Annotated in this window: 25 protein-coding genes; 11 read left to right on the forward strand and 14 right to left on the reverse strand. The window is 62.4% G+C overall.

The genetic code is table 11. The features are described from left to right. Positions 1-315 precede the first annotated feature (315 nt). The 5 genes from WMO64_RS00910 to WMO64_RS00930 form a co-directional block, all read right to left on the reverse strand. The gene (locus tag WMO64_RS00910) at positions 316-1,473 is read right to left on the reverse strand and encodes a site-specific integrase (protein WP_349230698.1); all 1,158 of its coding nucleotides are present in this window, start codon (positions 1,471-1,473) and stop codon (positions 316-318) included. 75 nt (positions 1,474-1,548) lie between these two features. Continuing rightward, entirely contained in the window at positions 1,549-1,746 is a 198-nt protein-coding gene (locus tag WMO64_RS00915; protein ID WP_349230699.1) for an excisionase, read from the reverse strand. Next, entirely contained in the window at positions 1,739-2,821 is a 1,083-nt protein-coding gene (locus tag WMO64_RS00920; RefSeq protein ID WP_349230700.1) for an AAA family ATPase, read from the reverse strand. Before WMO64_RS00920 ends, WMO64_RS00915 begins: the two co-directional genes overlap by 8 nt. After that, a complete protein-coding gene (locus tag WMO64_RS00925; protein ID WP_349230701.1) occupies positions 2,811-3,869 on the reverse strand; it encodes a hypothetical protein in 1,059 nt (352 codons plus the stop codon). Before WMO64_RS00925 ends, WMO64_RS00920 begins: the two co-directional genes overlap by 11 nt. 297 nt (positions 3,870-4,166) lie before the next feature. Further along, positions 4,167-4,736: a DUF6100 family protein gene (locus WMO64_RS00930; protein ID WP_349230702.1), complete on the reverse strand. Its 570-nt coding sequence runs from the start codon at positions 4,734-4,736 to the stop codon at positions 4,167-4,169. Between the two features lie 464 nt (positions 4,737-5,200). Here WMO64_RS00930 and WMO64_RS00935 point away from each other — a divergent pair, with 464 nt between their 5' ends. Further along, positions 5,201-6,529 carry an RNA/DNA-binding domain-containing protein gene (locus WMO64_RS00935; RefSeq protein WP_291258363.1) on the forward strand — a complete coding sequence of 443 codons (1,329 nt, stop codon included), beginning with the start codon at positions 5,201-5,203 and terminating at the stop codon, positions 6,527-6,529. A 123-nt stretch (positions 6,530-6,652) separates the two neighbouring features. On the opposite strand, the gene WMO64_RS00940 is transcribed toward WMO64_RS00935, so the two are convergent. The 6 genes from WMO64_RS00940 to WMO64_RS00965 all read right to left on the reverse strand — a co-directional run bounded on the left by WMO64_RS00940 (position 6,653) and on the right by WMO64_RS00965 (position 12,530). Next, positions 6,653-8,089 (reverse strand): CotH kinase family protein, encoded by a 1,437-nt coding sequence (locus WMO64_RS00940; RefSeq protein WP_349230703.1) that lies wholly within the window; start codon positions 8,087-8,089, stop codon positions 6,653-6,655. A 4-nt stretch (positions 8,090-8,093) separates the two neighbouring features. After that, complete coding sequence (locus WMO64_RS00945) at positions 8,094-8,774, reverse strand: DUF4956 domain-containing protein (protein WP_289518650.1); 681 nt, start codon at positions 8,772-8,774, stop codon at positions 8,094-8,096. Between the two features lie 26 nt (positions 8,775-8,800). Further along, positions 8,801-9,511 carry a polyphosphate polymerase domain-containing protein gene (locus tag WMO64_RS00950; RefSeq protein ID WP_349230704.1) on the reverse strand — a complete coding sequence of 237 codons (711 nt, stop codon included), beginning with the start codon at positions 9,509-9,511 and terminating at the stop codon, positions 8,801-8,803. Then, positions 9,480-10,685 (reverse strand): PepSY domain-containing protein, encoded by a 1,206-nt coding sequence (locus tag WMO64_RS00955; RefSeq protein WP_349230705.1) that lies wholly within the window; start codon positions 10,683-10,685, stop codon positions 9,480-9,482. The genes WMO64_RS00950 and WMO64_RS00955 overlap by 32 nt, the downstream gene beginning before the upstream one ends. Before the next feature lie 172 nt (positions 10,686-10,857). After that, on the reverse strand, positions 10,858-11,787 hold the full coding sequence (locus WMO64_RS00960) for an anti-sigma-I factor RsgI family protein (protein WP_349230706.1): 930 nt from the start codon (positions 11,785-11,787) through the stop codon (positions 10,858-10,860). Further along, the gene (locus WMO64_RS00965; protein ID WP_349230707.1) at positions 11,784-12,530 is read right to left on the reverse strand and encodes a sigma factor; all 747 of its coding nucleotides are present in this window, start codon (positions 12,528-12,530) and stop codon (positions 11,784-11,786) included. The genes WMO64_RS00960 and WMO64_RS00965 overlap by 4 nt, the downstream gene beginning before the upstream one ends. A gap of 255 nt (positions 12,531-12,785) precedes the next feature. Here WMO64_RS00965 and WMO64_RS00970 point away from each other — a divergent pair, with 255 nt between their 5' ends. Both WMO64_RS00970 and WMO64_RS00975 read left to right on the forward strand, forming a co-directional pair. Next, positions 12,786-13,379 (forward strand): PepSY domain-containing protein, encoded by a 594-nt coding sequence (locus tag WMO64_RS00970; protein ID WP_349230708.1) that lies wholly within the window; start codon positions 12,786-12,788, stop codon positions 13,377-13,379. Positions 13,380-13,498: 119 nt separating this feature from the next. Next, the gene (locus WMO64_RS00975) at positions 13,499-13,987 is read left to right on the forward strand and encodes a hypothetical protein (RefSeq protein ID WP_349230709.1); all 489 of its coding nucleotides are present in this window, start codon (positions 13,499-13,501) and stop codon (positions 13,985-13,987) included. A gap of 154 nt (positions 13,988-14,141) precedes the next feature. On the opposite strand, the gene WMO64_RS00980 is transcribed toward WMO64_RS00975, so the two are convergent. Genes WMO64_RS00980 through WMO64_RS00990 form a run of 3 tightly spaced genes read right to left on the reverse strand, consistent with a single transcriptional unit; the run spans position 14,142 to position 16,671 of the window. Beyond that, the gene (locus WMO64_RS00980; RefSeq protein ID WP_204804381.1) at positions 14,142-14,375 is read right to left on the reverse strand and encodes a hypothetical protein; all 234 of its coding nucleotides are present in this window, start codon (positions 14,373-14,375) and stop codon (positions 14,142-14,144) included. Between the two features lie 25 nt (positions 14,376-14,400). Further along, the gene (locus WMO64_RS00985) at positions 14,401-16,497 is read right to left on the reverse strand and encodes a choice-of-anchor I family protein (RefSeq protein WP_349230710.1); all 2,097 of its coding nucleotides are present in this window, start codon (positions 16,495-16,497) and stop codon (positions 14,401-14,403) included. A 6-nt stretch (positions 16,498-16,503) separates the two neighbouring features. Next, complete coding sequence (locus tag WMO64_RS00990) at positions 16,504-16,671, reverse strand: hypothetical protein (RefSeq protein WP_349230711.1); 168 nt, start codon at positions 16,669-16,671, stop codon at positions 16,504-16,506. 410 nt (positions 16,672-17,081) lie between these two features. On the opposite strand from WMO64_RS00990, the gene WMO64_RS00995 reads away from it, so the two are divergent. From WMO64_RS00995 to WMO64_RS01030, 8 genes are all read left to right on the forward strand, one after another. After that, a complete protein-coding gene (locus tag WMO64_RS00995; RefSeq protein ID WP_349230712.1) occupies positions 17,082-18,455 on the forward strand; it encodes a PhoH family protein in 1,374 nt (457 codons plus the stop codon). Between the two features lie 141 nt (positions 18,456-18,596). Next, a complete protein-coding gene (locus WMO64_RS01000) occupies positions 18,597-19,436 on the forward strand; it encodes a DUF8171 family membrane protein (protein WP_349230713.1) in 840 nt (279 codons plus the stop codon). Positions 19,437-19,442: 6 nt separating this feature from the next. Next, positions 19,443-21,134, forward strand: coding sequence for an ABC transporter ATP-binding protein (locus WMO64_RS01005; RefSeq protein WP_349230714.1), 1,692 nt, complete (start codon positions 19,443-19,445; stop codon positions 21,132-21,134). Positions 21,135-21,139: 5 nt separating this feature from the next. Beyond that, the gene (locus WMO64_RS01010) at positions 21,140-21,976 is read left to right on the forward strand and encodes an energy-coupling factor transporter transmembrane component T family protein (RefSeq protein ID WP_349230715.1); all 837 of its coding nucleotides are present in this window, start codon (positions 21,140-21,142) and stop codon (positions 21,974-21,976) included. Between the two features lie 18 nt (positions 21,977-21,994). Then, positions 21,995-22,792: a PHP-associated domain-containing protein gene (locus WMO64_RS01015; protein WP_349230716.1), complete on the forward strand. Its 798-nt coding sequence runs from the start codon at positions 21,995-21,997 to the stop codon at positions 22,790-22,792. Then, complete coding sequence (locus WMO64_RS01020; protein WP_349230717.1) at positions 22,789-23,574, forward strand: inositol monophosphatase family protein; 786 nt, start codon at positions 22,789-22,791, stop codon at positions 23,572-23,574. Before WMO64_RS01015 ends, WMO64_RS01020 begins: the two co-directional genes overlap by 4 nt. Positions 23,575-23,584: 10 nt before the next feature. Then, the gene (locus WMO64_RS01025; protein ID WP_349230718.1) at positions 23,585-24,409 is read left to right on the forward strand and encodes a MurR/RpiR family transcriptional regulator; all 825 of its coding nucleotides are present in this window, start codon (positions 23,585-23,587) and stop codon (positions 24,407-24,409) included. A gap of 194 nt (positions 24,410-24,603) precedes the next feature. Continuing rightward, positions 24,604-26,223 carry a substrate-binding domain-containing protein gene (locus WMO64_RS01030; protein ID WP_349230719.1) on the forward strand — a complete coding sequence of 540 codons (1,620 nt, stop codon included), beginning with the start codon at positions 24,604-24,606 and terminating at the stop codon, positions 26,221-26,223.

Raw genomic sequence — 26,223 nt, forward strand, 5'->3', positions numbered from 1 at the left:
CTGTCCGGGGGAGTCCGCTATTTCAGGCAAAGCGCCTGGTCTGGCGGCCGACAAAAAAGGGCCCCCGGAACAGCGTTCCGGGGACCCAAAGTCTGGCGTTTGATTAATACATGCCGCCCGCCCTTCCCGGGGATTTTAAGGCTTGCCCACGCAGGTGTGTACAAGCCTCCGTATCCCTTCTGCCGCAGGGATTTTGCGGGATTTTGGGGTGAGCATCCGATGTTCGGATCTCCTGCAAATCTACACAGATATGGATAAGTCTTGACGCAAATGGTGTAAGAAGCGGTGTATGGAAAATGTCCGGTTTTAATCCTGTCATAGGTTGGCTGCGATCTGCTCAAAGGCGTGCTTGACGGAGTTGTAGTCCGTGTGGGTATAGACATCCAGGGTGACGCTGGCGCTGGAGTGTCCCATGAGGTACTGCAAACTCTTGATGTCGATGCCTGCCCGCTGCAAATTCGTACAGAAGGTATGCCGCAGCACATGGGGCGTGACCACTGGGAAGTCCTCCCCCAGGGCCCACCGGTGTTTCCGCTGGAGAAGACGCATATAGTTCTCCAGATGCATGGCCACCTTTGGCCTGCCGTCCTTATCCAGGAACAGGAAGCCGCTGCACCCGTCCACCACCATTTCCGCCTTGGGCGGTGTCCGATCCTTCAGCACCCGCTTGAGGGCCATGTAGACCATGTCCGTCATGGGGATGGTTCGGATCCCGCTCTTGGTTTTGGGGCTGGTGATGAAATAGGGCCGGTTGGCTGTCCGGCACAGCTGGCGCCGCACGTAGAGGCAGCGACGGGTAAAATCCAGATCCGCCTTGGTGAGGCCGTACAGTTCGCTGACCCGCAGCCCGGTGCCCAGCAGGATCACGATGTCGTCGTAATAGTTCCCGCCGCCGTACTCCTGGAAAAAGTGGAGATACAGGTCCTGCTGTTCCCGGGTGAGGGCCGTCCGCACGAAAGCGTCCTTTGGAATCACGTCCGAGAGCTTGAATTTGAACGGGTTCTTGCGGATCATGTCGTCGTCCACAGCCATCTCAAAGGCGGGGCGGACCACGCACTGCACTGTGCTGATGGTGCTCTGTTTGTATCCCTGGTCATGGAGGGAGACGAACCAGGCCTTGGCGTCGGAGGGCTTGATCTGCCGGATCTGCTTTTGGCTGAAGGGGTCCTTCCGCATACGGTTGATGACCGTATCATAGGCGCGATAGGAGTTTTCCTTCAGGGTGCGCTTCAAATCCATATATCGGGTGACAAGTTCAAGCACTGTCATCTCCCCGGCTGCATAGTCGATCCCGTCCGCCAGATCCCTCTGGATCTCAGTCTCCTTCCGGCGCAGCTCCTCCAGTGACCTGGCATAGATGTATCTGCGCTGCTTTCGGGTGTCGGTATAGCGAAACATATAGAGACCGTCTTTCCGGTGGCTCTCGCCTGTTTTCAGAATACGGCCTCTCTGATCCCGGCGCTTTTCGGACAAGTTTTGATCCTCCTTTCTCGAAAAGCGCTCGATAGGCTGTATCTGATTTTACCATACAGCCTTGGAATTTACCACCTATATGGAATAGGCAGTCTCCAAATATTTCTCCAGCGCTTTTCGTTTGATCAGCCGCTTGCTTCCATTCCAGAGCACGAAGGGACAGCTTTCCTCATTGGACAGATCCCGGAGTTTGTTAATGCCGATGCCGAAGTAGGCCGCGGCCTCCTCCAGGGTCAGGTTGGCCTTCTCCCAAACTGGAACCATCTCAGCCATCCCCATCACCACCGCTCTCTGATCCCGATGACGGTAATGACGGTATTTCCCCCGCGGGAGCGGAATCGTCATCATCGTCATGCTCCTCATCTTCCTCCTCATCCTCCGTGCGCAGGAAGGTGAGCTGCCGGCTCTCCGGTCTCCGGGACTTCCAGTATTCGATGCCCTTCTCCTCCTTGAGCCGGCGGGTGAGGGCGTTGAGCTTCCGGGTCAGCGTGTTGGCCCGGTAAGGGAGCTCCGGGTCCAGCCGGCGCAGCCGCTCCAGCAGCTCCGTGGCTGTCCCCTGCCACCCCCCGCCGATCGCCTGGTCGATGAGATCCAGCAGCGGCTCAGGCGGCTCCGCGATCTCCGCCTCCCGGCTCACCACCGTCCACAGGCAGCGCTGCGGGTCAAAGTCCAGGATCATCCGCTGTCCCGGCAGATCCTTCCCGGTCTGGTCCAGAATCACACGGCCCTTTTCCCGGTACAGCAGGAAGGCCCCGTCCGCCGCCCCCAGCAGGCCGTTTGTGCCGCTGATCCGGTCAAAGGAGTTCTCGCTCTCCGTGTTCTTCCGGGTGTGGTGGACCAGGATCAGCGCCACGTCGTGGATGTCGGTAAATTCCTTGAAGGGGCGGATCTCCTCATAGTCGCTCTGGTAGCTGTACTGAGCGCCGCCGCCCTCCCGCACCCGCTGGAAGGTGTCTATGACAACGAGGCGGACACTTGGGTGATCCATGAAGAAGCCCTCCAGCATCGCCAGCAGGTCTCTCCCACGCAGGTCGGTTCCAAATTTCAGATGGAGGCGTCCCACTGGGTGCTCCACACCGAACATCCGGATCAGCCTGCCCTGGACGCGCTCCCCCGTGTCCTCCAGAGACAGATACAGCACCTGGGAGCGGTGGGTGGGCTGTCCCAGGAAGGGGGTCCCTGTAGCCACACACCAGCACAGCTGGGCCATGAGGAAGGACTTGCCCACCTTGGGGGCTCCCGCCAGAATGTAGCACCCGGCGGGGAGCATCCCGTCCACCACCGTGGAACGGGGCAGGAACTGCATATCCATCAGCTCGGCGGCGGTGATGATCTTCTCACGATCCATTCCGCTCCCCCTCCTTCCGGTCCAGACCGGCCAGCAGGCTGCCGGGCAGGGAGACCAACTCCGCCCCGGTGTTGCACAGCCGCTCTATGGCGGGCATCTGGAAATCGAAGAACCAGCCCAGACCCGGCCGGACGTGGTATTGCCGCTCCCCCGGTAGCTGATAGAATCCCGCCAGCAGCTCCAGGGGGAACAGGTACACAGGCTCGTTGGTGACCGGGCAGTGCGCCTCCCGCAGCAGGTACTGCTGGAGCCGGTAGAGGCAGTGCTCGTCCAGGATCGTCCGGAGCAGTCGGCGTCCGTTTGCGTCAAAGGCGATGTAATAGAAGAAGTCCTCCCGGGCAAAGCGGATCAGGCGGCTGCGCGGGTTCAGCGCGTGGGGCACCAGATCGGCGGCCTGCTCCCACGCTTCCCCCAGCAGGATGCTACCATTGTAGTAAAAGCCGGCCCCGGCCTCCGACTGCTCGAACTGATCCCGGAACAGCAGTTCCGTCTCGGGGTTCCACCGCATATTCCGGCGGCCCAGGTAATAGAGGGCGTAATAGCGCCCGCCAGGCGTCAGCAGCACCCCGGACACCCGGGCGGACTTGTTGTCCTTGCCGCAGACCTTGTTCAGCTCATAGGCGCTGTAATAGACCAGCTCCTTCCGCCTGGCGTCGTCCCTGCGCCTGCCCGGGACCCATCGTGCCCCCAGCTGGTGGGCCAGCAGCAGGCAGGCGGCGTTCCGGTGGAGCCGCTGGGTCCGTCTCCAGTCCCCCTGGCCGTCGGCCGGAGCCAGCAGGCGTGCCCGGATCTGTTCCGCCCGGCCGGGAGAGAGGTGTTGGATCTGGTTCAGCCCCCTGCTGGTCAGAGACAGGGAGCGGACCACACGGCGGCGCTCTCCCCGGAACTTCCGCTCCTTCAGATATCCCGTCCGCACCAGCTCCGTTACCACCCGCCGGCGATAGTCATAGCAGCCGCTCGCCTTCCGCAGCAGCGCCACCGGCACCTCGCCGCAGAACCCCACGAACACCAGCAGGCGAAAGCCAAAATATTCTGTATTCCATTTCATCTTGTATCATCCTCATATCTTAAGTACTGCGATCTCTACAGCCCGCGGCTCTTTTCACACTGAGCTCCTTGCCCAGACTGCCGCCATTCCCCGCGGGATCTGTCCGGCACAGGCTCTGTCCGACAGACTGCCGCTGCCGCACTGCCTCAAAACCATAAAGATCCCAACGGCGTTGGAAGTCCGCGGCCGGCCCCCTTGGGGATACTGGCTTTCCGGCCAAAAAGCGGCACCGAAAATCTGCAGGCGCGAAAAATCAGAAATCGGTATGTTTTTTCGGATCATTTTTCCGCTATTGTTTCAGGTTTCCGGTGGTCCGGCCCAGGACTCCCGATGGCTCTCCAGCCACTTGGGGAACGCCTCGGCGGGCAGGACCCAGATGCGGGTGGCGTTCCGTTCGCCCCGGTGGCTGCACTGGAAGGCGGAGCAGAGGGCGGAGGTATCGTTGGTGAGGAACGCCGCCTCCAGCACATCCTGGCAGTGCTTCAGCTCCAGGTTGTCGTGGTCCAAAAAGCGGCGGCCCGGGCCGTAGATATGTTCATAGGCCAGGACGCAGATGTGGAACTTGGGCGGCAGCCGGTCCGGGAACGCCCGGCGGATGGCTGCGCGCAGGGAGTGGGCCAGGAAGCGGCTGCGGTCGCTGTCGCCCCGGCGGGGCAGAACGGCTTCCAGGGTGACGGCCAGCCAGCTGTCCTCCAGCAGTTCCACTCTGGCGGGAGTCTCCTCGCCGATGGATGGGCCTCCCGCTGCAGACGGTCCCGGCGGCAGAACGGAGGCGGCGTAGTCCCGCAGGGCGAGCGCCGCTGTCTCCGCGGCCCGGAGAGCCTCCAACAGGCGCCGTTCGCTGCGGATCGGATCGTGTGATTTCATGGGAAAGACCTTCTCTCATAACAGGATAAGGGCTCGGGGCGGGAAGCCTCCTGAAAAGCCCCTTCATTAAGCATGTAGAAATGAAGGGAGTATTTTCACCCCTTCCCGGCAAAAATTTTTCAAAACTCCTGCCGGCGGAGGCGCCCGTGATTGCCCTTTCATAATAAATGGAGAAAAGGCTCCCTGTTTTTGCCCCCTTAGAAAAACTTTTTTGGAAAATTTCAGCCGGGCGCAAAAATACGTTCAGCGCAAACCTTCGGCGGCGCGGAAAACCGCGGCTCGACATTAGGTCTACGCTGAACGCAAATCAGAAAACCAGATACGCTGTACGAGGACTTTTGCGTTCACAGCCTGAGCGGCATGGTCCAATAAAATAGCTCCATGGAGACAAAATCCCCTTGCAATCCCGCGGAAATCTAATATAATAATTATCAGATTATTAGATTGCTTGTGGGAGGTTCATCATGTTCACGGAAAACAAAACGACCGAGCTGAAGCGGGAGTATGTGGACGACATCAAGAATACCGCCATCGCCTTCGCCAACTGCGACGGCGGCACCCTCTATGTGGGCATTGAGGACGACGGCACGGTGCGCGGCGTGGACGACGCAGACGGCACCATGCTCCGGGTCACCAACGCCATCCGGGACGCCGTGCGCCCGGACCTGACGATGTTCCTGGAGTGCCGCTGTGAGACCATGGAGGGAAAGCCGGTGATCTGCGTCCGGGTCCAGCGGGGAACGGCCCGGCCTTACTACCTCCACAGCAAGGGTATCCGCCCGGAGGGTGTCTTTGTCCGTCAAGGGGCCTCCACCGTCCCCGCCAGCGAAGCGGCAATTCTGGACATGATCAAGGAGACCAGCGGCGACAGCTACGAGGCCGCCCGCTCCCTGGAGCAGCGACTCACCTTTGAGCAGGCCTCGGCGTTTTTCCGGAGCCGGAACGTGGCCTTCGGCCCGTCTCAGATGCGCACGCTCCATCTGATCGGTCCGGACGGTACATACACCAACCTGGCATTCCTGCTCTCAGACCAGTGCAACCACACCGTCAAGCTGGCGGTCTTCGAGGGCAGCAAAAAGTCGGTCTTCAAGGACCGGCAGGAGCTGACCGGCTCTCTGCTCCAGCAACTGGAGGATGCCTACGGCTATATCGACCGATTCAACCGCACCCGGGCGGAGTTCTCCGGCCTGGACCGGGTGGATATCCGGGACTACCCGCCCGAGGCCGTGCGGGAGGCGCTGCTCAACGCCCTGGTCCACCGGGACTACGCCTTCAGCGGCCCTACCCTTATTAGTATCTTTGAGGATCGGATCGAGTTCGTCACCATCGGCGGCCTGGCCAGGGGCATCGGGCTGGAGGACATCCGCCTGGGCGTATCAGTGCTGCGTAACCCTGACCTGGCCAACATCTTCTACCGCCTGCGGCTGATCGAGGCCTACGGAACCGGCATTCTCCGTATCCACGAGTGCTACGCCGGCGCGGCGGTGCAGCCGGCTATCGAGGCCACCGACCATGCCTTCAAGATCACCCTGCCGAACCTGAATTTCAGCCGCGAAGCAGAAAATACCCCGCCTGCCCGGCCAGCCACCAGTTTGGGCAAGAGAGAGGCCCGGGTGCAGAAGGTCATCGGGCTGTGCAGAGAGAACGGCTGGGTCGTCCGGAAGGACGTGGAGGCGGCGCTGGGCGTCTCCCAGGCCACGGCGATCCTGCTGTTGCGGGAGATGACCCGGGACGGCCTGCTGGAAAAGCAAGGAACGGCGAAGAACCTGCGGTATTATCTGGCGGAAATGTGACAACGGTGAAATTGCAATCAGGCCGCCGGTTCCGAAAGGAACCGGCGGCCTGATTTTTTCGTTTATCAAGCACCAAATTGGCGTGGATCTGTTCTGAAACTCATTCCATGTTCTTTCCCTGCGTCACTCCACCACCGCCGCGGCCTCATCCTGCCGCTCCCTTGCCGCCTCCAGGTCATCGAAATCCCCCAGGGCCCGCAGGTCCACATGGGAAGCGTCCACCCCGAACACCGGGCGTTCCGCCCACTGGGCCAGGGTGGCGGGATAGTCTCCTTCCAACTGTCCCCGGACGCTCTCCGAGCGCAGGCGGCACACCTCCAGCAGGGTGTCCACCGCCAGCAGGTGGTCCTCATAGGAGCAGAAGGCGGTGGGGTCGGCCTGGACATAGGGGGCGATCATGGCCTGGGTCTGCCGGATGACCGCCTCATACCGGCCGCTCTCGAAATACTCCGTGAGCAGATGGTCGAAATAGGCGTGATACCGAGCAAAATAGTCGTTGTTTTTCATCAGATTGTGATAGAGGGGGCGTTTCAGCATGGTCTCCCCCCGGGCGGGGGTGTTGATGGGCCAGTTGATCAGTACGTCGGGGTCCCGGATGGGATCGGTCATGCCCAGGGCGTAGGTGCCGAAGGCCAGGTTGTAGTCCCAGGGCAGGATGGAGATCACCCCGTCCTCCTCATAGAGGAAGTAGTTGTGTCCGGTGTGGCCCAGGTAGCTGTCCCAGTTCATGACGAACACCTGGACGGTAAAATACCGTAGCACCTCGTCCACGTTGATTGCTGTCTCCAGGTCCTCCCCGGTGGACAGCACCCGCAGGGCCTGGATCAGCCGCTCCCGGTCCGCCCCGTCGGTGGAGAACTTGGCGTTGTCGAAAATATTGGGGTAGAGGGCGGGATCGTCCCCTGTGTACCACAGGGCCACGTCGGCGTTCTCCGCGTTCAGGGAGTGGTAGTCCGGCTTATAGAGCGCTCCGTGATCCGGGCCGAAGTTCCGCCGGGCAAAAGCCTCCTCCGGTTCCTCGATGGCCAGGAACAGCCCCCAGGGGGCGCCGTTCACCGTCACCCAGGCATAGCTGCACAGAGGGGCCGGCGCCTCCATGTAGGCCATCATGTGGTAGGCCAGGTAGGTCTTGAGGTAGCTGTTGTCCTGGAAGGAGGCATCCAGGGAGAGCTTGTCCAGTCCGTGGTAATTCCCGCCGTCCACATAGTGGTCGAATTCCAGCTTCAGGCTGTACCGGGACAGGCCGTACTCCTCCGTCAGCCGGAGGGAGTTGTTCCCCTTGGCCCGCAGGCCCACTTGGTAAAATTCCTCCCCGTCGATGACCGCGGTACAGGGGATATATTCCTCCGCCGGGGCGTTTTCCAGAAAGGCCGCCCAGTCCTCCACCCGCAGGTCCACCGTGTGAACCCGGTCGTCGTCAAAGAGGCGGGAGGCATACCCGGGCGCGGCGCTGGCTGGCCGGAGGCCAAGAACCTCCCCGAAGCAAAGCAGGCCGGTGAGGATCAGGGCCAGCAGGATGGCCGCGGCGCAGATGCGGTCGATATGCCGGTGGCGGATCATGGCCTCACCCCATGTAGTCCCCGTTGTAGGAGACCAGAACCACGTTCCCCACACCCTCCATGGCCCCCAGCTCATTGACGAACTCTGTGTCGGCGTCCCGTAGGCGCACCTCATAGTTCAGCTCGATCTGGCCCGGGGCCACGCTCTTGCTCTTGAGATTCAGCCGCCGCACTCGGGCCTCCACCAGGGCCCGCACCTGTCCCTCCACATCCTGGTCGGCGCAGTGGATCACCAGGATGTAGGGGGACTCCCCGTTCTTCTGCCGGGAGAACACCAGCAGCACCACCCCCACAAATAGGCTACCCACCACCGCCAGGGGGATGAGCCCCGCCGCCAGCACGATGCCCGCCGCGATGGCCCAGAACAGGAAGGCGATATCCATGGGCTCCTTGATGGCGGTGCGGAAGCGGACGATGGACAGGGCGCCCACCATGCCCAGGGAGAGGACGATGTTGCTGGTCACCGCCAGGATCAACAGGGTGGTGATGAGGGTGAGGGCGATGAGGGTCACCCCGAAGCTGGGGGCGTACATGACGCCGGCGTAGCATTTTTTATAGACCAGGAAGATGAACAGGCCCAGGCAAAAGGCCAGTGCCAGGGCGATGGCGGCGTCCGGCAGGGAGACCGCATCCAGCCGCTCCAGAAAGCTGGATTTGAAGATGTCCTGAAAGGTGAACGTGGGCATGGCAGCCACTCCTCTTTTTTTCGTTCTCAGTCAAACCGCCGGCACAGGGCGTATTTGGAACAGGCCCCCGCCCGGCGGTCCGGCGTCTGGACGGCCAGGCGCACCAGGTCGGGGAGAAAGGCGTCGTACTTGACCTCCAGTACCGTCAAAGCGTCCAGAGGTTTCAGAGGGAACAAACCGGGGGACAGGAAGCCGGCGCTGTCCCCGCAGGTGCGCAGGTTCCGATCCAGGGTCACTCGGACATTTCCGGGGGCGTACAGGAAGGCCTCCCGGTCATAGCACACCACCGTCCTGGGCCGCAACAGCGTCCCATGGAGCTTGTGGTACAGCTCCGACAGCAGGGGCTCACCCCGCTCCAGAAGGAAGGCGTCCTCCCCGGAGAGTAGCCGCTCCGCCTCCTCCAAGGTCAGGTGGGCGGATCGCTTGCCGCACAGGCCATTCACCTTAAATTTTTTCTCCAGCTTGAGAAAATCCGGGCGCTCCCCGTAGTATCGCAGGCGGAACTTCTCCCGCCGGTTCACCCCGTCCAGCTTCTCCCGGAGGGCGGTATCGTAGGGGGTGTCGAAATACAGGCTGGTCACCCGGTAGGAGCCGTCCGGTCCGGCGTGGCCGTCCCGGGGAAAGAGCTTCCGCAACCGGGAGGCGAGCACCAGATCCTCCTGGGGAGAGAGCTGGTGCTTGACCTCGTGGCGCAGGCGGAAGGGCTCAGTCGTCCCAATCGTCGTCCCAGTCGTCATCGTCGTCCCGGTCGTCGTAGTCCGTGTCGTCCCAGCCGTCGTCATCGTCGTCCCAGTGATCCTCGCCGGTGGGGTCGCCGTACCAGTCGTCGTCATCGCCCCAGTCGTCGTAGTCGGTGATCCCGTCCGCATTGGGGCCGTAGTCGGTATCGTCGTAGTCGGTGATGCCATCCGCGTTGGGGCCGTAGTCGGTATCGTCGTAGTCGGTGATGCCGTCGGCGTTGGGGCCGTAATCCGTGTCGTCGTAGTCGGTGATCCCGTCGGCGTTGGGGCCGTAATCCGTGTCGTCGTAATCGGTGATCCCGTCGGCGTTGGGGCCGTAGTCGGTATCGTCGTAATCGGTAACGCCATCATTGTTGGGGCCGTAGTCCGTGTCATCGTAGTCGGTGATACCGTAATCGGTGATCCCATCGCTGCCCGGACCATAGTCGGTGTCGTCATAGTCCTGGAACTCCGCGTCCATCTCGGTGACCTTGCCGGTGTAGGCGTTCACCTCATACTCGTACTCCACGCCGTCCAGGACGAACTCCACCTCGTACTCCCCGTCGTCCAGGTCGTACTCCTTCTCCACAAACTGCAGATCGTCCCGGCCCAGCTGGGTGGAGAGGATGCTCTGGGCGGCGGAGGCGTTGATGTATCCCTTGTCCCCGTAGGCGTCGTCGTAGTCGTCCTGGTCCAGGGTCACGGGCTGAGAGCCGATCTGGTCGGCTTCCACCACCAGCCGGACCGCCTCGGCCAGCTCATTGAGGAACTGGTCGCTGGGGTAGGCGGAGCCCCGCTCCAGCTTCAGGATGATGTTCTTCTCGTGGCCGCCCACGGTGGCGTCGAAGTAGCCCAGGGCATTGATCTCATCCACCAGCTCTCCCACCACCTGGGTGCAGGGCCTGCCCTGGTAGCCGGTGTAGGAGGCCAGCAGGGTCTGGGCCTCCTGATTGCGGCCGGTGAGGGCTACCACGTTGCCCGCGTCGTCATAGTCCATCTCGATCTCCGGGTTCACGCTCAGGAGGACGGTCCCCACAGCGCCGCCGCTCTCTTCCAGAAGGGGGGCGCTGGTGCCGGGGGTCTCGGGGAGGTCCGCCGTGCCGGCGCTGGTCCCGCAGGCGGTCAGAGTGGTCAAGGCCAGGGCGGTGGTCAGGGTCAGGGCAAGCAATTTGGTGTGGATGTTCTGTTTCATGTCTTTCATCTCCTTAGAAAATGGTGTTTGGTTTTGTGTTCTGATTTTAGATTACGGAGCCGTTGCTGAAAAACCGGGGTCTGGGAAAAACTTTTTTCTCTTCTTCGGCTGACACAGGGAGGATACGGCGGCCGGTTTTCAAAACCGGGGCCGCGGCGGAAATTTTTCTGCTTTAATCGTCGTCATCCCGATTTCCGTCATCGTCATCATCATCCCGGTCGTCCTCATCGTCTTCCCAGCGATCATCGCCGTCGTCCTCCCAGCGGTCATCGTCGGTATCCCGGTCATCGTCCCGATCCTCATAGTCGGTGTCACCGTCTATATAAGGGCCGTCGTTGGAAGACTCATAGTCGGTGACGCCGTCGCTGTAAGGGCCGTAATCGGTATCCTGGTAGCCGGTCACTCCGCCGTTGCCGGGGCGGTCGTCCGTGTCATCCGGGACAACGGGCGGATCGGTCTGCTCCGGGGGCGGTTCTGGGGTAGGCTCCGGTTCGGGGGGCGTCACCGGGATGACTACCTCAGTGACCGGCGGCTTCTCGTCAGTGGGGCCGATCTGGATCACGATGGTCTCCCCGTACCGCTCCTCCAGATCCTCCCGGGCCGCCTGTTCCTCCCGGGCCTGCCAGTCGGCGTCGGCGCTGGTAACTGTGATGGACACCGTCTCCCCGCCGGAGAGGTAGCCCATATCGATGGCTCGCTCCACCAGCTCCTCCGTCACGTCCTCCCGGTCCTTGCCCCCATAGTCGTAGCCCTCGATCAGGACCCGACCGTCCGCGTTGAGCCCCTCCAGCTCCAACACCCGGTCGGTGCGGCTGAGGGTGAGCTCCACGTCTGGGTTGATCTGGATGCGCAGGGCGCCGTAGGGAACAAAATTGGGCTGGTAATAGCCAAAGAACACGATGCACAGGCAGGCGGCCAGGCCGGCCACGCCGGACAGGGGCTTCCACAGGGCGGGGCGTTGTCCCCTGGGGCGCCGCAGCTCCACGATGTCCCGCACCGTGTCCCCCACCTGATAGCGCAGGTTGGCGGCCTTGAGGAAGCGGCCCTCCTCGTCCAGCACCACCGCGTAGGCCGGGTGCACCTCCATGACCAGATAGTTCACGCCTCGTCGCCCCCTCTCTTGGGGCCCACCTGGCACAGGTGGCCCCGGATGATCTCATAGCCGTTGGTGAAGGCCAGCAGGATGGCCGCCAGGTACTTCCGGTGCCGCTCCATGGTCTTTTTGTCGGTGCCGGAGCCGGCGGACAGCTCCCCCATGGGCAGCTTGCCCGTGTCCTCCACCCGCTTGAGCAGCTCCGGCTGGGTCCGGGCGAAGGCCAGCACCCGGCGGCAGGCGGCGAAGGTCCGCTCCTGCCGGGGGCAGTTGTCCGCCACATCGGAGAAGGTCAGGCCGAACTGGGCCAGCTTCTCGGAGAACTCCTGGATCTCCCGCCGGCTGGCGGTGCGCACCACATAGTCCGACCCGTGGTCCACGGTGTCGGGGATGGTGTCCAGCAACTCGCCTCTGTCCTCCTCCCCGCCCAGGGGGGTGTGGAGGGAGATCACATTGCCGTGGCGCTTCTCTGTCCGGTAGTGGTCGATGAGCCGGTTTTTGATGGCCCGGGCGGCGTAGGGCAGAAAGGCGCCCCGGCTCTTCTCATAGGCCAGCACCGCCTCATAGAAGGCCAGCATGGCGATGCTCAGCTCGTCCTCGTGGCCGTTTTCCGGGGCGGTGTGAAGAAACTTCACCGTCTCCGACCGGATAAAGCCCATGTACTGACGGATGAGGGCGTCCGCCGCCTCTGAATCCGTCTTGGCCGATTGTACCTGGGAAACGATGTCGTGCTCTGTGCGCACCATTGCCATCCCTCCATCCCCCTCCGGCAGAAGGATACGGACACGCCGCCGGATTTTCGGGGTCGTAGCAGAAAATTTCAAAGGGTAAAAAACGCTATTGTAAAGTTTAGCGGTTGCGAAACGGAGGCGCGACCGTCTGGATGTCAAATCTTTGTCAAATGTAGGTAAAGAAACGGGTGGGGTGGCCTTGCGTTCCCTTTGTTGAGTTGCGCACCGGGGTTTTTCGTGGTAGGATGGAGGCACACACAGAAAGGAGCGCGCAGGATGAAACAGATCTTTTCTTTCGGTTTGACAGCGGCGCTTTTGCTGGCCTGCCTGACCGGTTGCGGCGGACAGGCGGGCGATACCGCACCCGGCGGGACAGCTCCCTCCGGCGGCCAGACTCCCCCGGCGTCCTCCGCTCCGGAAACGCCCGCCGGTGAGATCAGCCGGGAGGAGGCCCTGGCCATCGCTCTGGAGAACGCCGGGGTGCTGGAGGGGGACGCCTACAACGTCAAAAACGAGACCGACAGCGACAACGGCATCCCCCTCTACGACATCGAGTTCGAGACCGACTACGGCGACTACGACTTTGAGGTGGCCATGGCCGACGGACGCATCGTGGGGGCGGACTACGAGGTGGACGAGGAGTGGCTGGACGCCCTGGGCGGCAACCCCGTCACGGCGGAAGAGGCCGCTTCCATCGTGGCCGGCAAGATCCCCGGCGCCAGCGCGGCGGACGTAAACATCTGGGAGGAGTCCGGCGATGGCCGGGGCCGCTACGAGGGAGAGCTGTTCCTGGATGGCATGAAATATGAGTTTGAAATCGATCCGCAGACAGGGCGGATCTTCGACTGGAACGCTGACCTGCGGGATTGATGCCCACAGCCTGCTGCAACATGCGGATTTGGCTGCAGGTACCGGAAACAGGCATCTGTCCTGCGGAGACCCCGGAATACTATACCGTCCAAGGGAAAACAGGTAAGGGAGTGTCCTATATGAGCATCCGAGAGGCACTGATCCATATGTTTACAGACGATCCCGTCAACTGGCTCAAATGGGCGCTGGTATTTGCCGTCCTGATCGGAGGGTATTTTGTCGCGGTCCCGCTGTATGGGAGACTCTCCCACGGTATGAGCTGGGAGCGCAAACGGGACATCGCCAGGAGCCGAAACCACATCATCAAAGCGTCGATCGTGAAGAAATGGCCATCCGGGGATGTGGGCCACTACAACTGGCACGCTACCTACCGTTATACGCTCCAAGGCGAGGAGCGTAGGTACACTGCCTATTTCAAGCACCCGTCCACGCCGCCCCTGTATCTGTATCTCTACTACATCAACGATCCCTGTAAACTCTTTTCCTGTGATGAATACCACTATCAGAACCACAAGGGACTGCTTCTTCTGCCGGTCATCTTCCTGCCCTGGATTTTGGCTCTGGTCGTCTTTACCCTTTTGGGTGTGGAGCCGCCGCAAGCAATCTAAGAGAGGGAACCGCTGCTGGACGGCATGAAGTATGAATTTACAATTGCCCCACGGTTCTTCGATTGGAATGCCGGCTGGCAGGACTGGCTGGCACAGAAAAGCAACGGGGAGAAGGCACATATGCCTACTCCCCGTTACTTCATTTTGTTCTTTTTTAGGACGGTTCCTTGGGTGAGAGCCCCAGTTTGGTCTCCAGTTCCCGCATTTTGATCTCCGCCTCGTGCAGCGCCATGGACGGCGTTTTTTCCTGCCTGGTCACCATCTTGACCAGGAGCTCGGCCAGAATGGACGCATTCGTCCGCTCCAGCAGTTCCATGGCCCGCTCCAGCGTCTGGCCGGTAAATCCGGCCTTCTCCAGCTTCCGGCGTTCCTTATCCAAGCTCTTCATGGCCTTCGCCCCTCCATGCGCCTGGTTATTCGGCGATTTGGGACAGGGCCAGCAGAGCCTGGGCAGTCTGTACTCGAGTGGCCGCCTGGCCGGGGGCCAGGGCGCCGTCGAGCCCGGTGAGCACCCCGGCCTCCACCACCCAGGTCATGGCCTCCAGGGCGTAACCGGAGATCTGGGCGAAGTCTCCAAACTCACGAATAGCCATGCCGCCCTGGGCGGTGTCATAGCCCTCATGCCTGGCGTAGCGATAGAGCATGACCGCCAGCTGCTCCCGGGTGATGGGATCGTCCGGGCCGAACAGGCCGCCGCCGTAGCCGCCGGCGATCCCCTGAGAGGCGGCCCAGCGGACAGCCTCACCATAGGAGGCCGCCGGATCCACGTCGGAGAAGGTCATCAGGTAGTTTACCACCGGGCGGCCCTCCAGCGCCCACAGGGTCGCGACCGCCTCGCCCCGGGTCAGCGTTCCATTGGGATCAAAACGATCCGCGCTGATGCCGGCCATCAGGCCGTTCTCACAGACATAGCGCACCGCCTGGACGTCCCGGGCATCCACATCGGTGAAGGGCAGGACGGACAGGGCCGCGCCACCCACCTGATAGACGGCCACGGTGCCGGACACCTCGCAGGCGGCCAGTAGCAGGGCCTCGCCGGTGGGGCTGACGGAGGCGTCCAGGAACAGCAGGCCCTCGGGGGCCACGTCGCCGCCGGTGACCCACTTGTCCAGCTCCCCGTCCTCGTATTCCTCGGAGCCCTCCACCACGGAGGCAAAGTCCCGGGTGTTGATGTAATTCACGTACCGGGCGGAGGCGGGCTCGGTCACGTCATAGACCATGACGCCGCCGGTGCGCTCCAGAGCCACAAAGGCATAGGTGCGGCCGTCCACGGTGCCCACGGTGACGCTCTCCGCCTCCGGTCCCTTCTTGCCGGAGCGGTCGTCCACCACGGCGTTGTCGTTGGAGCAGTTGTAGTAGTCGGGCAGGTACTGGGCGGTGAGGGCCTCGAAGTCGTCCCCGCTGGTAAACACCTCGGTCAGGCCGTCCGCACCGGCCTCATAGAGGGTGAAGGTGCGGCCGCCGAAGAGGTAGTCCTTACCGGTATCCAGACCGTCAAAATCCCCGCTCTTGAAAAAAACCACCTTGCCAGTGAGGCCGGAGTTCTCCGCTGTGATGGCCCCAGTGGGGGAGGTCACGCCCTCGTCACCGAAGTCCCGCTCGTCCTCATTGAGGTAAAAGGTGCCCAGATCCTCGTCCCCCCACTCCCGGGCGTCCCCCTCGTTGGCGGTGACCAGATAGGTTTTGCCCTCCGCCTGGAAGGCGGCGATGGCATCGGGCATCCGGATGCCCATCAGGCCGCCGTAGGTCTTGGGAGCGTAGGCGTCGTCCTTCTTGTCGATGTCGACGGGGGTGACGCCGTAGTCCTCAAAGCCCGCGGAGTAGATCCCGTCAAAGGTACGGGAGGTCAGATCCAGCACCGCGATGGCGTTGTTCTCCTGCAGGGTGATATAGGCCTTGCCGCCAGAGACGGCGATGTACTCTGGCTCCAGGTCGGTGGAGGGGTTCACGCCCTTCTTCAACACCACGCCGGAGGCCGCTAGCTCGTCCCGCCGGCCGTCAAAGGCGTCAAAGCCCACCACCTCACTGGTGAGAGCAGACACGTCCACCACGGTGACCGAGCCTCTGGGGTCGGCGATCCCGTCGCCGTACCCCTCCCGGGGCTCTCCCTCGTCGGCGGTGAGGACGGTGTCGTTGTCGGCAAAGGTCACCATGTCTGGCTGCACGCCGGTCTCCACCAGCCCTTTCAGGGTGAGGGTGCCGTCGGCATTACAGGTGAACAGGGCCACCCGGCCGGCGTCGTTGTACCCCTCCGCCTGAAGGGCGGCGGCCAGGGTGGCGCTGTCCGGAGAGATGGCCACGGAGGTCATGTCCCCATAGCGGAAGGAGCTGTCCGCCGCCTCCACCAGGGCCTTCACGTCAATGTCTGTGCCGCTGAGCCGGGCGACGGAGCTCCCGGCTGCGAGATTTTCCAGAGAAATGGCCGCCAGCAGGCCGCTCTGGCCGTTGATGGCGTAGGCAAAGCCGTTGGCCCGGTTGTAGGCCACGATCTCCATGACGCCGCCGTCCACGTTGAACTAGCCGGAGGTGTACCGGGCGATCTGGGTCAGGTTCAGGGAAGAATTACCGTTTTCATATCCGGCGGTGGCGGTGATGTCCGCCGCTGCCGCCGGCACTGCGGCGCCCAGCTGAAGCGCCAGGGCGAGGGCCATGGCAATGGCTGCCGGCCGTCTTGCTTTTCTCATGCTGTTTCCTCCTGCGATTTTGTTTTGGAAAGGGAGCGGTACGTTCTCCCTATTCGATTTAGTATAATCCCACGACTGTAAAATCCGAAAGAAGGAATGTATAAATTTCTTGTAGGCAGAGGAGGTCTGGAACGAAACCGGGTTCATAGCAAACGCGCTTCACATGGATTTGACGGTTTCTTTACTGAAATACCGTCGCACGCTGGGAAAGGCGTCTGCTATACTGAACACAGATGCGGTAGGCATCGATTGGGAGCGGCAGTATGGAGTACGGTTTCAGACAGCCCGATCAAAATCGACAGAGTACGATCAGCGCCGGTTTGCGCCCTTACAGGGCGGACCGGCGCTGTTTTTGTGGATGCCGCGCCCAATGGTCATAAGACAGCAAAGAAGAAAGGCAGGCGCAACGTATGCAGAAGACCTATGTGCTGGACGCCAATGTCCTCCTCCAGGCCCCCTACGCTCTGGAGTCCTTCGAGGACAACCACATCGTGCTGCCACTGGCGGTGCTGGAGGAGTTGGATGATCGGAAGGGGGCTGACGGTGAAGCGGGAAACAACGTCCGGCATGTGCTCCGCTTCCTGGAGAGATTACGGCTCCAAGGAGACCTGGTAAAAGGCGTGACCCTGCCCAGTGGAGGCACCGTGCGCCTGGAGGTCAACCATGTGGACGCGGCCCTTCCCCAAGGGATAGAACCCGGCAGCCGGGCGGGAAGGGTGCTGAAGGTGTGTCGGGGCCTCATGGACGAGGGAGCGCCGGTGACGCTGGTGAGCCGGGACATGGTCGCCCGCATCCGGGCCCAGATGATGGAGGTGCCGGCGGAGGACTTCATCACCGACCGGCTGCCGGATGGAGCCCAGCCCTACACCGGCCGGACGGAGGTCTACATCCCGGACAGCCTGCTCACGACGTTCAAGAAAAAGGGAGCTCCGGCGGAAGAACTCTATACCGTGGACGGCGCGGGGGAGCGGAAGCCGGTTTCCTTGACCGAGAACCAATTCGTCCTTCTGCGCTCGGATACCGAGCCGAAAAAGACCATCCTGGGCCGTTTCCGGGAGGGAAAGGTGGCCGCCCTGCGCTTTGGCAGCGTCCGCCCATTCGGCGTCAAGCCCCGGAGCGTGGGGCAGCAGTTCCTGCAGGAGGCCCTGCTGCTGCCGGCGGAGGAGGCGCCCCTGGCCATCATCCAAGGGCCGGCGGGCACCGCCAAGACCTTTTACGCCCTGGCTGCAGGGCTGGAGCAGGTGCTGGAGGCGGAGGAACGGCTCTATCGGAAGATCCTGGTGTGCCGCCCCAATGCCCAGTTTGACGCGGATATCGGTTTCCTCCCTGGCAGTGAGCAGGACAAGATCTCCCCCCTCATGCGGCCCATTGTGGACAACCTGGAGATCCTGCTGGATCTGGAGGGGAAGAAAAAGGAGCGGCGCAGCGAGGAGGAGCTGCGTGGGCGCATCGACTACCTCTTTGACACCGGCGTCATCGCTGCCGAGGCCATGAACTTCATGCGGGGCCGCTCCATCACCGACACCTGGCTCATCATCGACGAGGCCCAAAACCTCACCCCCCGGCAGGTCAAGGGTATCGTCACTCGGGTGGGAAAGGGCACCAAGGTGGTGCTGCTGGGGGATCCGGCCCAGATCGACCATCCCCTGCTGGATACCCGGAGCAACGGATTGACCTACGCCAGCGCCCGCATGAAGGGCAGCCCCCTGTGCGTCCAGCTGACCATGCTCCCTGACGAGTGCGAGCGTTCCCCTTTGGCCCTGGACGCGGCGGTACGGATGTAAATGAGGGCAGAACTTACATAGCACGGCAGATAAGAAAATTTATTTACATTTTACAGGACTTTGGAAGAAGAATTTACATCCCGGTGGTACACTGTGCCTGTGTGAGCGAGAAATACACCATCATAGGGAGGAAAATATGCTATGAGTATCGCACAGAAGCAGACTGCCACACAGTCCCAGAAGCTGATGATCTTTGTCCTGTCCATGTCCCTGTATGGGCTGGCCACCCTGTTCACGGAGCTGATCCCCAAGTTCCAGGTGGGGGTCGTAGAGTTCTCCGTGGAGTACTTCCTGTTCATCCCCCTGACCCTGGCCATGCTGTTCGACCCCCTGTCCGCCGCCCTGGGCGCCGCCACCGGCGAGCTGGTGTTCAGCGAGATCATGCTGGGTCAGTTCGGCGGCCTGGGCGAGCTGGAGAAGTTCCTCACCGTCACCATCGGCGTATACATCGCCGGGCGGCTGGTGAAGGACCCGAAGAACCGCGTCATGGTGGGCGTGGCCGCCATCAGCGGAACCGCCGCTCAGCTGCTGATGGGCACCGTGGTGGACATCCTGAAGGTCCAGCTGGCGGTGGAGGACTTCGAGGCCGTGGCCGGCCTGCCTGAGAGCGTGTTCGCCACTGAGGGCTTTGCCTTCCTCAACGACCTGCTGTTCTCCGGCATCCTGTTCTGCCTGCTGCCCACCCTGTATCTGGTACCCAAGCTGTACGGCAAGATCGAGCCCCTGCTGGGCATGGCTCCCCGCACCCCGGACAGCGCCGTCAGCGGCATCAGCCCCAAGGCGTTGATCGTGTGCGCCATTGGCTTTGTGTGCGCCATCGTGGCTGAACTGGCCGCCACTGCCGGTATGTCCCTTATTGACTGGGAGGCCGAGTGGGCCGAGAGCGGCACCGCCCTGGCGGTAGGCATGGTCGCTGCCGCCGCGGTGGCCATCATCGCCCTGCTGGTCATCAAAAAGAACGCGGGAAAAAGGCTGCGGTGAACTGAGATGAACGCGGTTGAGATCGACGGCCTGACCTATACCTACCCAGGCGCCCCTCAGCCCACCCTAAAAGAGATCTCCCTTCAGGTCGAGAAAGGGGACTTCCTGGCGGTCGTTGGCAACAACGGCTGCGGGAAGTCCACTTTGTGTAAGGTCCTCAACGGCCTAATCCCCCACTTCATCACGGGGAGCATGGAAGGGAGCGTCCGGGTGTGCGGCCTGAACACGCTGGAGTACGACGTGGGCGTCCTGGCCCAAAAGGTGGGCTATGTGTATCAGGACTTTGAAAACCAGATCGTCCGGCCCACCGTGCTGGACGACGCCTCTTACTCCTGCCTGAACTACGCCTTTCCCGATTACCTGGAGCGGGGCAGAGCCGCGTTGAAGCAGTGCGGTCTGGAGGGCCGGGAGGAGGAGTACGTCTGGCAGCTCTCCGGCGGTCAGACCCACCTGCTGGCCCTGGCCGGCGCGGTATCCCTCCGGCCGGACATCCTGATCCTGGACGAGCCCATCGCCCAGCTGGACCCCATGCACGCCGACCGGATCTATGCGGTCCTCCGGGATTTGAACGAGAACCACGGCAAGACCATCCTCGTCATTGAGCACCACACCGAGTACATCGCCGACTTCTGCAAGCACGTGATGCTGATGAAGGACGGACAGGTGCGGTGGATGCTGCCCACGGAGGAGGCCCTCCAGCGGGTGGAGGAGCTGGAGGCCTGCAATATCTTCCCGCCCCAGGTGACCCAGGCGGCCTACGGCCTGCGGAAGGGCGGTATTCTCCCGGCGAATGTCCCTCTGCCCACCACGGTGGCGGACGGAGAGAAGGCTTTTTCCGGCCTGCGATACATCCCCCGGGAAAAGCCGGCGCCCGCCGCTCCCGGCGGTGAAAGCGCCGTGTCCGTTCAGAACGTGTCCCTCTCCTACCGCTCGGTGAAGGGGGAGCCCCACACCGTCTTTGACGGGCTGGATCTGGACATCCGCAAGGGGGAGAAGGTGGCCCTCATCGGCTCCAACGGGGCGGGCAAGTCCACCCTGATGAAGCTGATGGTGGGCCTGCTGAAGCCCAATGCCGGCACGGTGTCCCTGTTTGGGGAGGCCATCGGAGACAAAAAGGCTGAGGATCTGTCCCGGCAGATCTCCCTGGTCTACCAGAATCCGGAGGAGATGTTCATCAAGGACTCCATCCGGGCCGACATCGCCTATGCCATGGAGGTGCGGAAGGTCCCGGAGTGGGAGAAGCGCACCGCGGAGCTGCTGGAGCGGTTCCGGCTGACAGAGCTGGCGGACCGGGACGGCCGCCTCATGTCCGGCGGCCAGATGCGCCGGGCCAGTTTGGCCATCGGCATCGCCCTGAACCCGGGCATCCTGCTGCTGGATGAGCCCACCGCCAATCTGGACATCGCCACCCGGCGGGAGATCATGGCGGTGCTCTCGGATATGAAGGACATCATCCAGACCGCCATCATCGCCACCCACGACATGCAACTGGTGTGTCAGTGGGCGGAGCGGATCATTGTGCTGCGGGGCGGGCGTGTGGTGGCGGACGGGCCCCGGGACGAGATCTTTGCCCGGGCCGACCTGGTGGAGCAGGTAGACATCCGCCCGCCGGAGATCTTCACCATGGGGCAGGCTTTAGACAGGCGAGCCCTGTGCTATACCATCGACGAGTTCCTATCGTCTTTTCAGGAGGCGTGACCGCTGTGGAAAAATTGACCGCAAAACTCTCGGAGAGCATCCTGGATAAGCTCTCCATGGACTTCCTGCGCAATCAGGTGCTGAAGAACGCCTATGGCAACGATGACACCGTGATCGCCGGCCTGGACCCCCGAATCCTGCTGGCCTGGTATCTGTTCTTCGGCCTGGTGCCCTGGTTCGTGAGCGACATTCCCTTCCTGCTGGGGTGCTTCCTGCTGGTGATGGCCACCACCCTCCTGGCGAGAGTGGCGGGGCTGGTGCTGTTCCTCTTTGCCCTGGGGGTGTTCTCTCAGACAGGGTATCTCTTTATCGTGACGCTGCTGTTCGGAGGCGACGCCTCCGCAGTGGCGCCCCTGCTGATCCTCACCCTGAAGGTGGCCACCATCTCCCTGGCCTCGGTGACGGTATTCTCCGGGCTGGACCCGGACAAGCTGTCCAACGGCCTGATGTGGTACGGCTGCCCAGAGCGGCTGAGCTTCTCCATCTCCTACGCCTACCGGATGCTGCCCATGCTGATGGAGGAGTTCCAGAATGTGCTGCTCTCCTACCGCCTTCGGGGCAATCCCCCGGCTCACGAGACCTTCGGCGGCAAGGTGAAGTATCTGGTCTATCAGGTGAAGATCATCATGCAGTCCTTCTACCCCCTGATGCTCAACACCGCCAAGCGCTCCCGCACCACGGTGGAGGCCCTGGAGCTGCGGGGCTACCGGTACGCGGCGGTGAACAAGTCCGTGAAAAAGATCAAGCTGGCCGCCCTGAAGGTCACTTATAACGATGGACTGTTCCTGGCCATCTCCTTCCTGGCGGTGGCGGTGGCCGTCCTGATCTCCACACTGCTGTAAGAAAGAAGGTCATTTCTCTTGCGCCTGGATTTTCACACCCACGGGAAGCTGGCCAAAAAGCTCCCATTTTCCACCGCCTACACCGACTGGCTCTTTGGCGAGGCCAGACAGGCCGGACTGGACGCCCTGTGCCTGACGGAGCACTTCAACACCCTCCAGTTTGCCGATGTGTACGGCTACATCGCCTCGGTGAGCCGAAGGATCGGGGACACCCTGGAGCTGGAGAACGGCCTGCGCGTCTTCCCCGGCATGGAGACGGATGTGGCGGAGGGCGGTCATATCCTGTCCATCGGGCCGCTGGAGGCCATTTTGGAGCTGAACCGCCGGCTGGAACCCCATAAGGAGAAGGGCACCTTCCTCCCCTTCGAGCGGCTGATGGACCTGTTCGAGGAGTACCCGGTGGTGGTGGGCTGCGGCCACCCCTTCCGCGCCCCCGGCCATGTGCCCGAACTGCCGGAGGAGCAGCTCCGCCGCCTGAAATTTCTGGATCTGAACGGGAAAGACCTGGCTCTTGACCGGGAGAGGACGGAGCGGCTCACCCATGACCTGGGGAAAAAGCTGGGCATCCCTGTGGTGTCCGGCAGCGACACCCATCAGGCGGTGCAGTACGGCTGCGTCACCACGGTCTTTGAACGGGAGGTGGACACCGTCCCCGCCCTCTATGGGGAGATGACAGCCGGCCGCTACGCCATTGATCTCTCCGACACCGCCACCTTCCAGGTGCGCACCGCCTGTCTGCTGAAGCGGTCCTTGAAGGAGATCCATGCCCTGGGAGGCGACTACGTGGCCATTCTGACCCGGGAGGCCACCGCATGACCGCCCTGACGGATTCCCTGGTGGAGGGGGCCGTCCAGACGGTATTGGAGGCGGGGGAACTGCTGACCGATCCCGCCGCCGTTCAGAGCATCCGCTCCAAGGGCGAAACGGACTATGTGACCAATGTGGACGTGGCGGTACAGGCGTTTCTGCGGAAGCGTCTGGCCGCCCTGGCTCCGGATGTCCAGTTTATGGGAGAGGAGCAGGACAATACGGGGCTGGACTGGAGCCGCCCCTGCTGGATCCTGGATCCGGTGGACGGCACCACCAACCTGATCCACAGCTTCCGGCACAGCGCCATCTCCTTGGCTCTGGCGGAGGGTGGACAAGCTGTCTTTGGTGTGGTATACAATCCTTATACGGAGGAGTGCTTCACCGCCCGCCGGGGCGGCGGAGCGCTCCGAAACGGAGTCCCGATCCACGTCAGCGATGTCTCCCGGCTGGAGGACAGCCTCCTGTCCACGGGCACCGTCCCAGGCCGCCGGGAGCTGGCGGATGCGGCTTTCCGGCAGATGCGGGCGCTGTATGACCGGTGTCAGGACGTGCGCCGCACCGGCTGCGCCAGCCTGGACCTGTGCTGGGTGGCCTGCGGACGGCTGGACGGCTATGTGGAACTGTCTCTCCAGCCCTGGGACTACGCCGCCGGAATGCGCATCGCGGCGGAGGCTGGAGGAAAAGTCACCGCCCCCGACGGCAGCCCCCTATCCCTCCGGGAGGGCGGGCCTCTGCTGGCCTCTAACGGGCGGCTCCACAGCGCGCTGCAAGCAATTTTGAAAGAATGAGGGGGTTGTCATGGACCTGCACCTTCCCACCCCGGCCGGGGAACTGACCCGGGCGGAGCAGAAGATCCTGGACTATATCAACACCAACACGGATGCTTTCCTGTTTTCTTCCATCGGCCAACTGGCCCAGCGGCTGGAGCTCTCCGACGCCACGGTCTCCCGCTTCGCCCGCCATGTGGGTTGCCGGGACTTCAAGGCGCTGAAATCTCTGGTGCTGGAGCAGTCTCCCGGCCCGGCGGTAAAGCTGACGGCCACGCTCAGTCAGGGGGATCATTTCTCCCCCCAAGCCTGGCTGGAGCGGCAGCGGGCATACTTGGAGAAGACCATACAACAGCTCTCCACCGGGGAATTTGACCGGGCGGTGGAGGCTCTCTGTTCTGCCCGGCGGGTGTTTCTTCACGGAAAAAACGCCTCCGCTTCCATGGCACAGCTGCTCCATTTTCGCCTGCGGCGGCTGGGCTTACAGGTGTCTCTCCTTCCCTCCGGCGGTTCTGAACTGCTGGAAGGACTCGCGCAAGCGGCGGAGAACGATCTGGTGGTGCTGTTCAGCTTCTCCAAGCTCTCCCGGGAGGGCCGCATCCTCCTGGAGCACAGCCGGTCCGCCGGCTATCGGACCTTGGCCTTTGTGGGCCGCACCTGCCTGCCCGCGGAGGAGCGGGCGGACATCAGCCTCTTTGCCTACCGGGGGACAGAGAAGGAGTATCACTCTATGGTAGCTCCCGCCGCCCTGCTGGATGCTCTGGCAGTCGCTGTGGCGGAACGGTTGGGAGACGAAGGTACGCAGCGTCTCCAGTCGCTGCACCGGATGAAAAAGGACTATTTTCCAGACGGATGAACGCATCCCCCATGCCCGCACATGGGGGATGCGTTCATTTTCCAGGATGATGCACAAATTTTACACGCATTTTACTGCGCCGCGGTAGTGGGCGCAAGCCGGCTGTGATATGGTAGATTAGGATTATTTTATATATTCCGCGCATGGGCTTGCGCTGCCTGCGCACCACATCTGAAAAGGAAGGATCTGCTGCTATGAAACGCGCGGTTTTATCTGTATGTATCCTGGCATTGGCATTGATTCTGACAGCCTGCGGTCCGACGCCGTCTGACAGTGCAGTCTCCACCGGCGATTCCGCCAGCGGAGATCACGCCTTCGACTATGGCGGTGACGTGACGCTGCGCATTCTCTCCGGCTCGGAGAACCAGGAGCTGGAGGGTATCCTGGATGACTTCGTCCGGGAGCGGGGCGTGAACATCGAGATGGACTACCAGGGCTCCCTGGACATCATGCGCGCCCTCCAGGGGGAGACCATCGACTACGACGCGGTGTGGCCGGCCAGTAGCCTGTGGCTCACCGCCGGGGACACCCAGTACCGGGTGAAGCACGCCCAGTCCATCTCCATCACCCCGGTGGTCTTCGGCATCCGACAGAGCCTGGCGGAGGAGCTGGGCTTTGTGGGCCGGGAGGTGTCGGTGGGCGACCTGCTCTCCGCCATCCAGGCGGGGGAGCTGGAGTTCTGCATGACCTCCGCCACCCAGTCCAACTCCGGGTGCAGTGCCTACATCGGCTTCCTCTACGCCCTGCTGGGCAATCCGGATGTGATCACGTCGGAGAACCTCCAGACCCCGGGCCTGGCGGAGCAGATCACCCAGCTGCTCTCCGGCGTGGATCGATCCTCCGGAAGCTCTGACTGGCTGAAGGACCTGTTCCTCACCGGTGGCTACGACGCCATGGTGAACTATGAGTGCCTCATCATCAGCGCCAATCAAGAGCTGGAGGCGCGGGGGGAGGAGACGCTGTATGCCCTCTACCCCTATGACGGCCTGTCCATCGCCGACTCCCCCCTGGGCTATGTGGACAACGGGGACACCGAGAAGGAACAGGCCTTTCTGGATTTACAGGAGTATCTTCTGTCCGACGAGGTGCAAAACGAGATCCAGCGCACCGGACGCCGCACCGGTTACGAGGGGGTGTCGGCGGAGAACGCCGACGTGTTCCGCGCCGACTGGGGCATCCAGCCGGACCGAGTGCTCTCCCCCATCCGGATGCCCTCCACCGATGTGCTCATGGAGTGTCTGGATCTGTACCAGACGGAGTTCCGCAAGCCCTCCCTCACGGTCTACTGTCTGGACTACTCCGGCAGCATGGAGGGGACTGGCCGGGAACAGATGGTGGAGGCCATGAGCCAGATCCTGATTCAGGAAAACGCGGAGCAAAATCTGCTCCAGGCTTCGGAACACGAGGTCAATATCCTCATCCCCTTTGAGGGCTACCCCCGGGGCGTCTACACCGCCGTTGGGAACGGAGAGGAGCTGGAAGCCCTCTATACTCAGGTGGAGGCGGAGGAGGCCGTGGGCGGCACCGACATCTATTATGCCGCCATGGAGGGCCTGCGGCAGCTGAAAAACTACGACCTGAGCCAGTACACCCCTGCCATCATCCTGCTGACGGACGGGGTGTCTGACGGGAGTTTTTCCGACTTCCGAGATGGCTACGAGGCCTTCGGGGCGGATGTGCCGGTGTTCTCCATCATGTTCGGCTCCGCCGATCCCACCCAGCTGGAGGAGCTGGCGGAACTGACCCACGCCCGGGTCTTCGACGGGCGGGAGGACCTGATCGGGGCCTTCCGCAGCGTGAAGGGGTACAACTGA

The sequence above is a fragment of the Pseudoflavonifractor intestinihominis genome (genome assembly GCF_040096055.1).
In the GTDB taxonomy this organism is placed as follows: Bacteria; Bacillota; Clostridia; order Oscillospirales; family Oscillospiraceae; genus Pseudoflavonifractor; species Pseudoflavonifractor intestinihominis.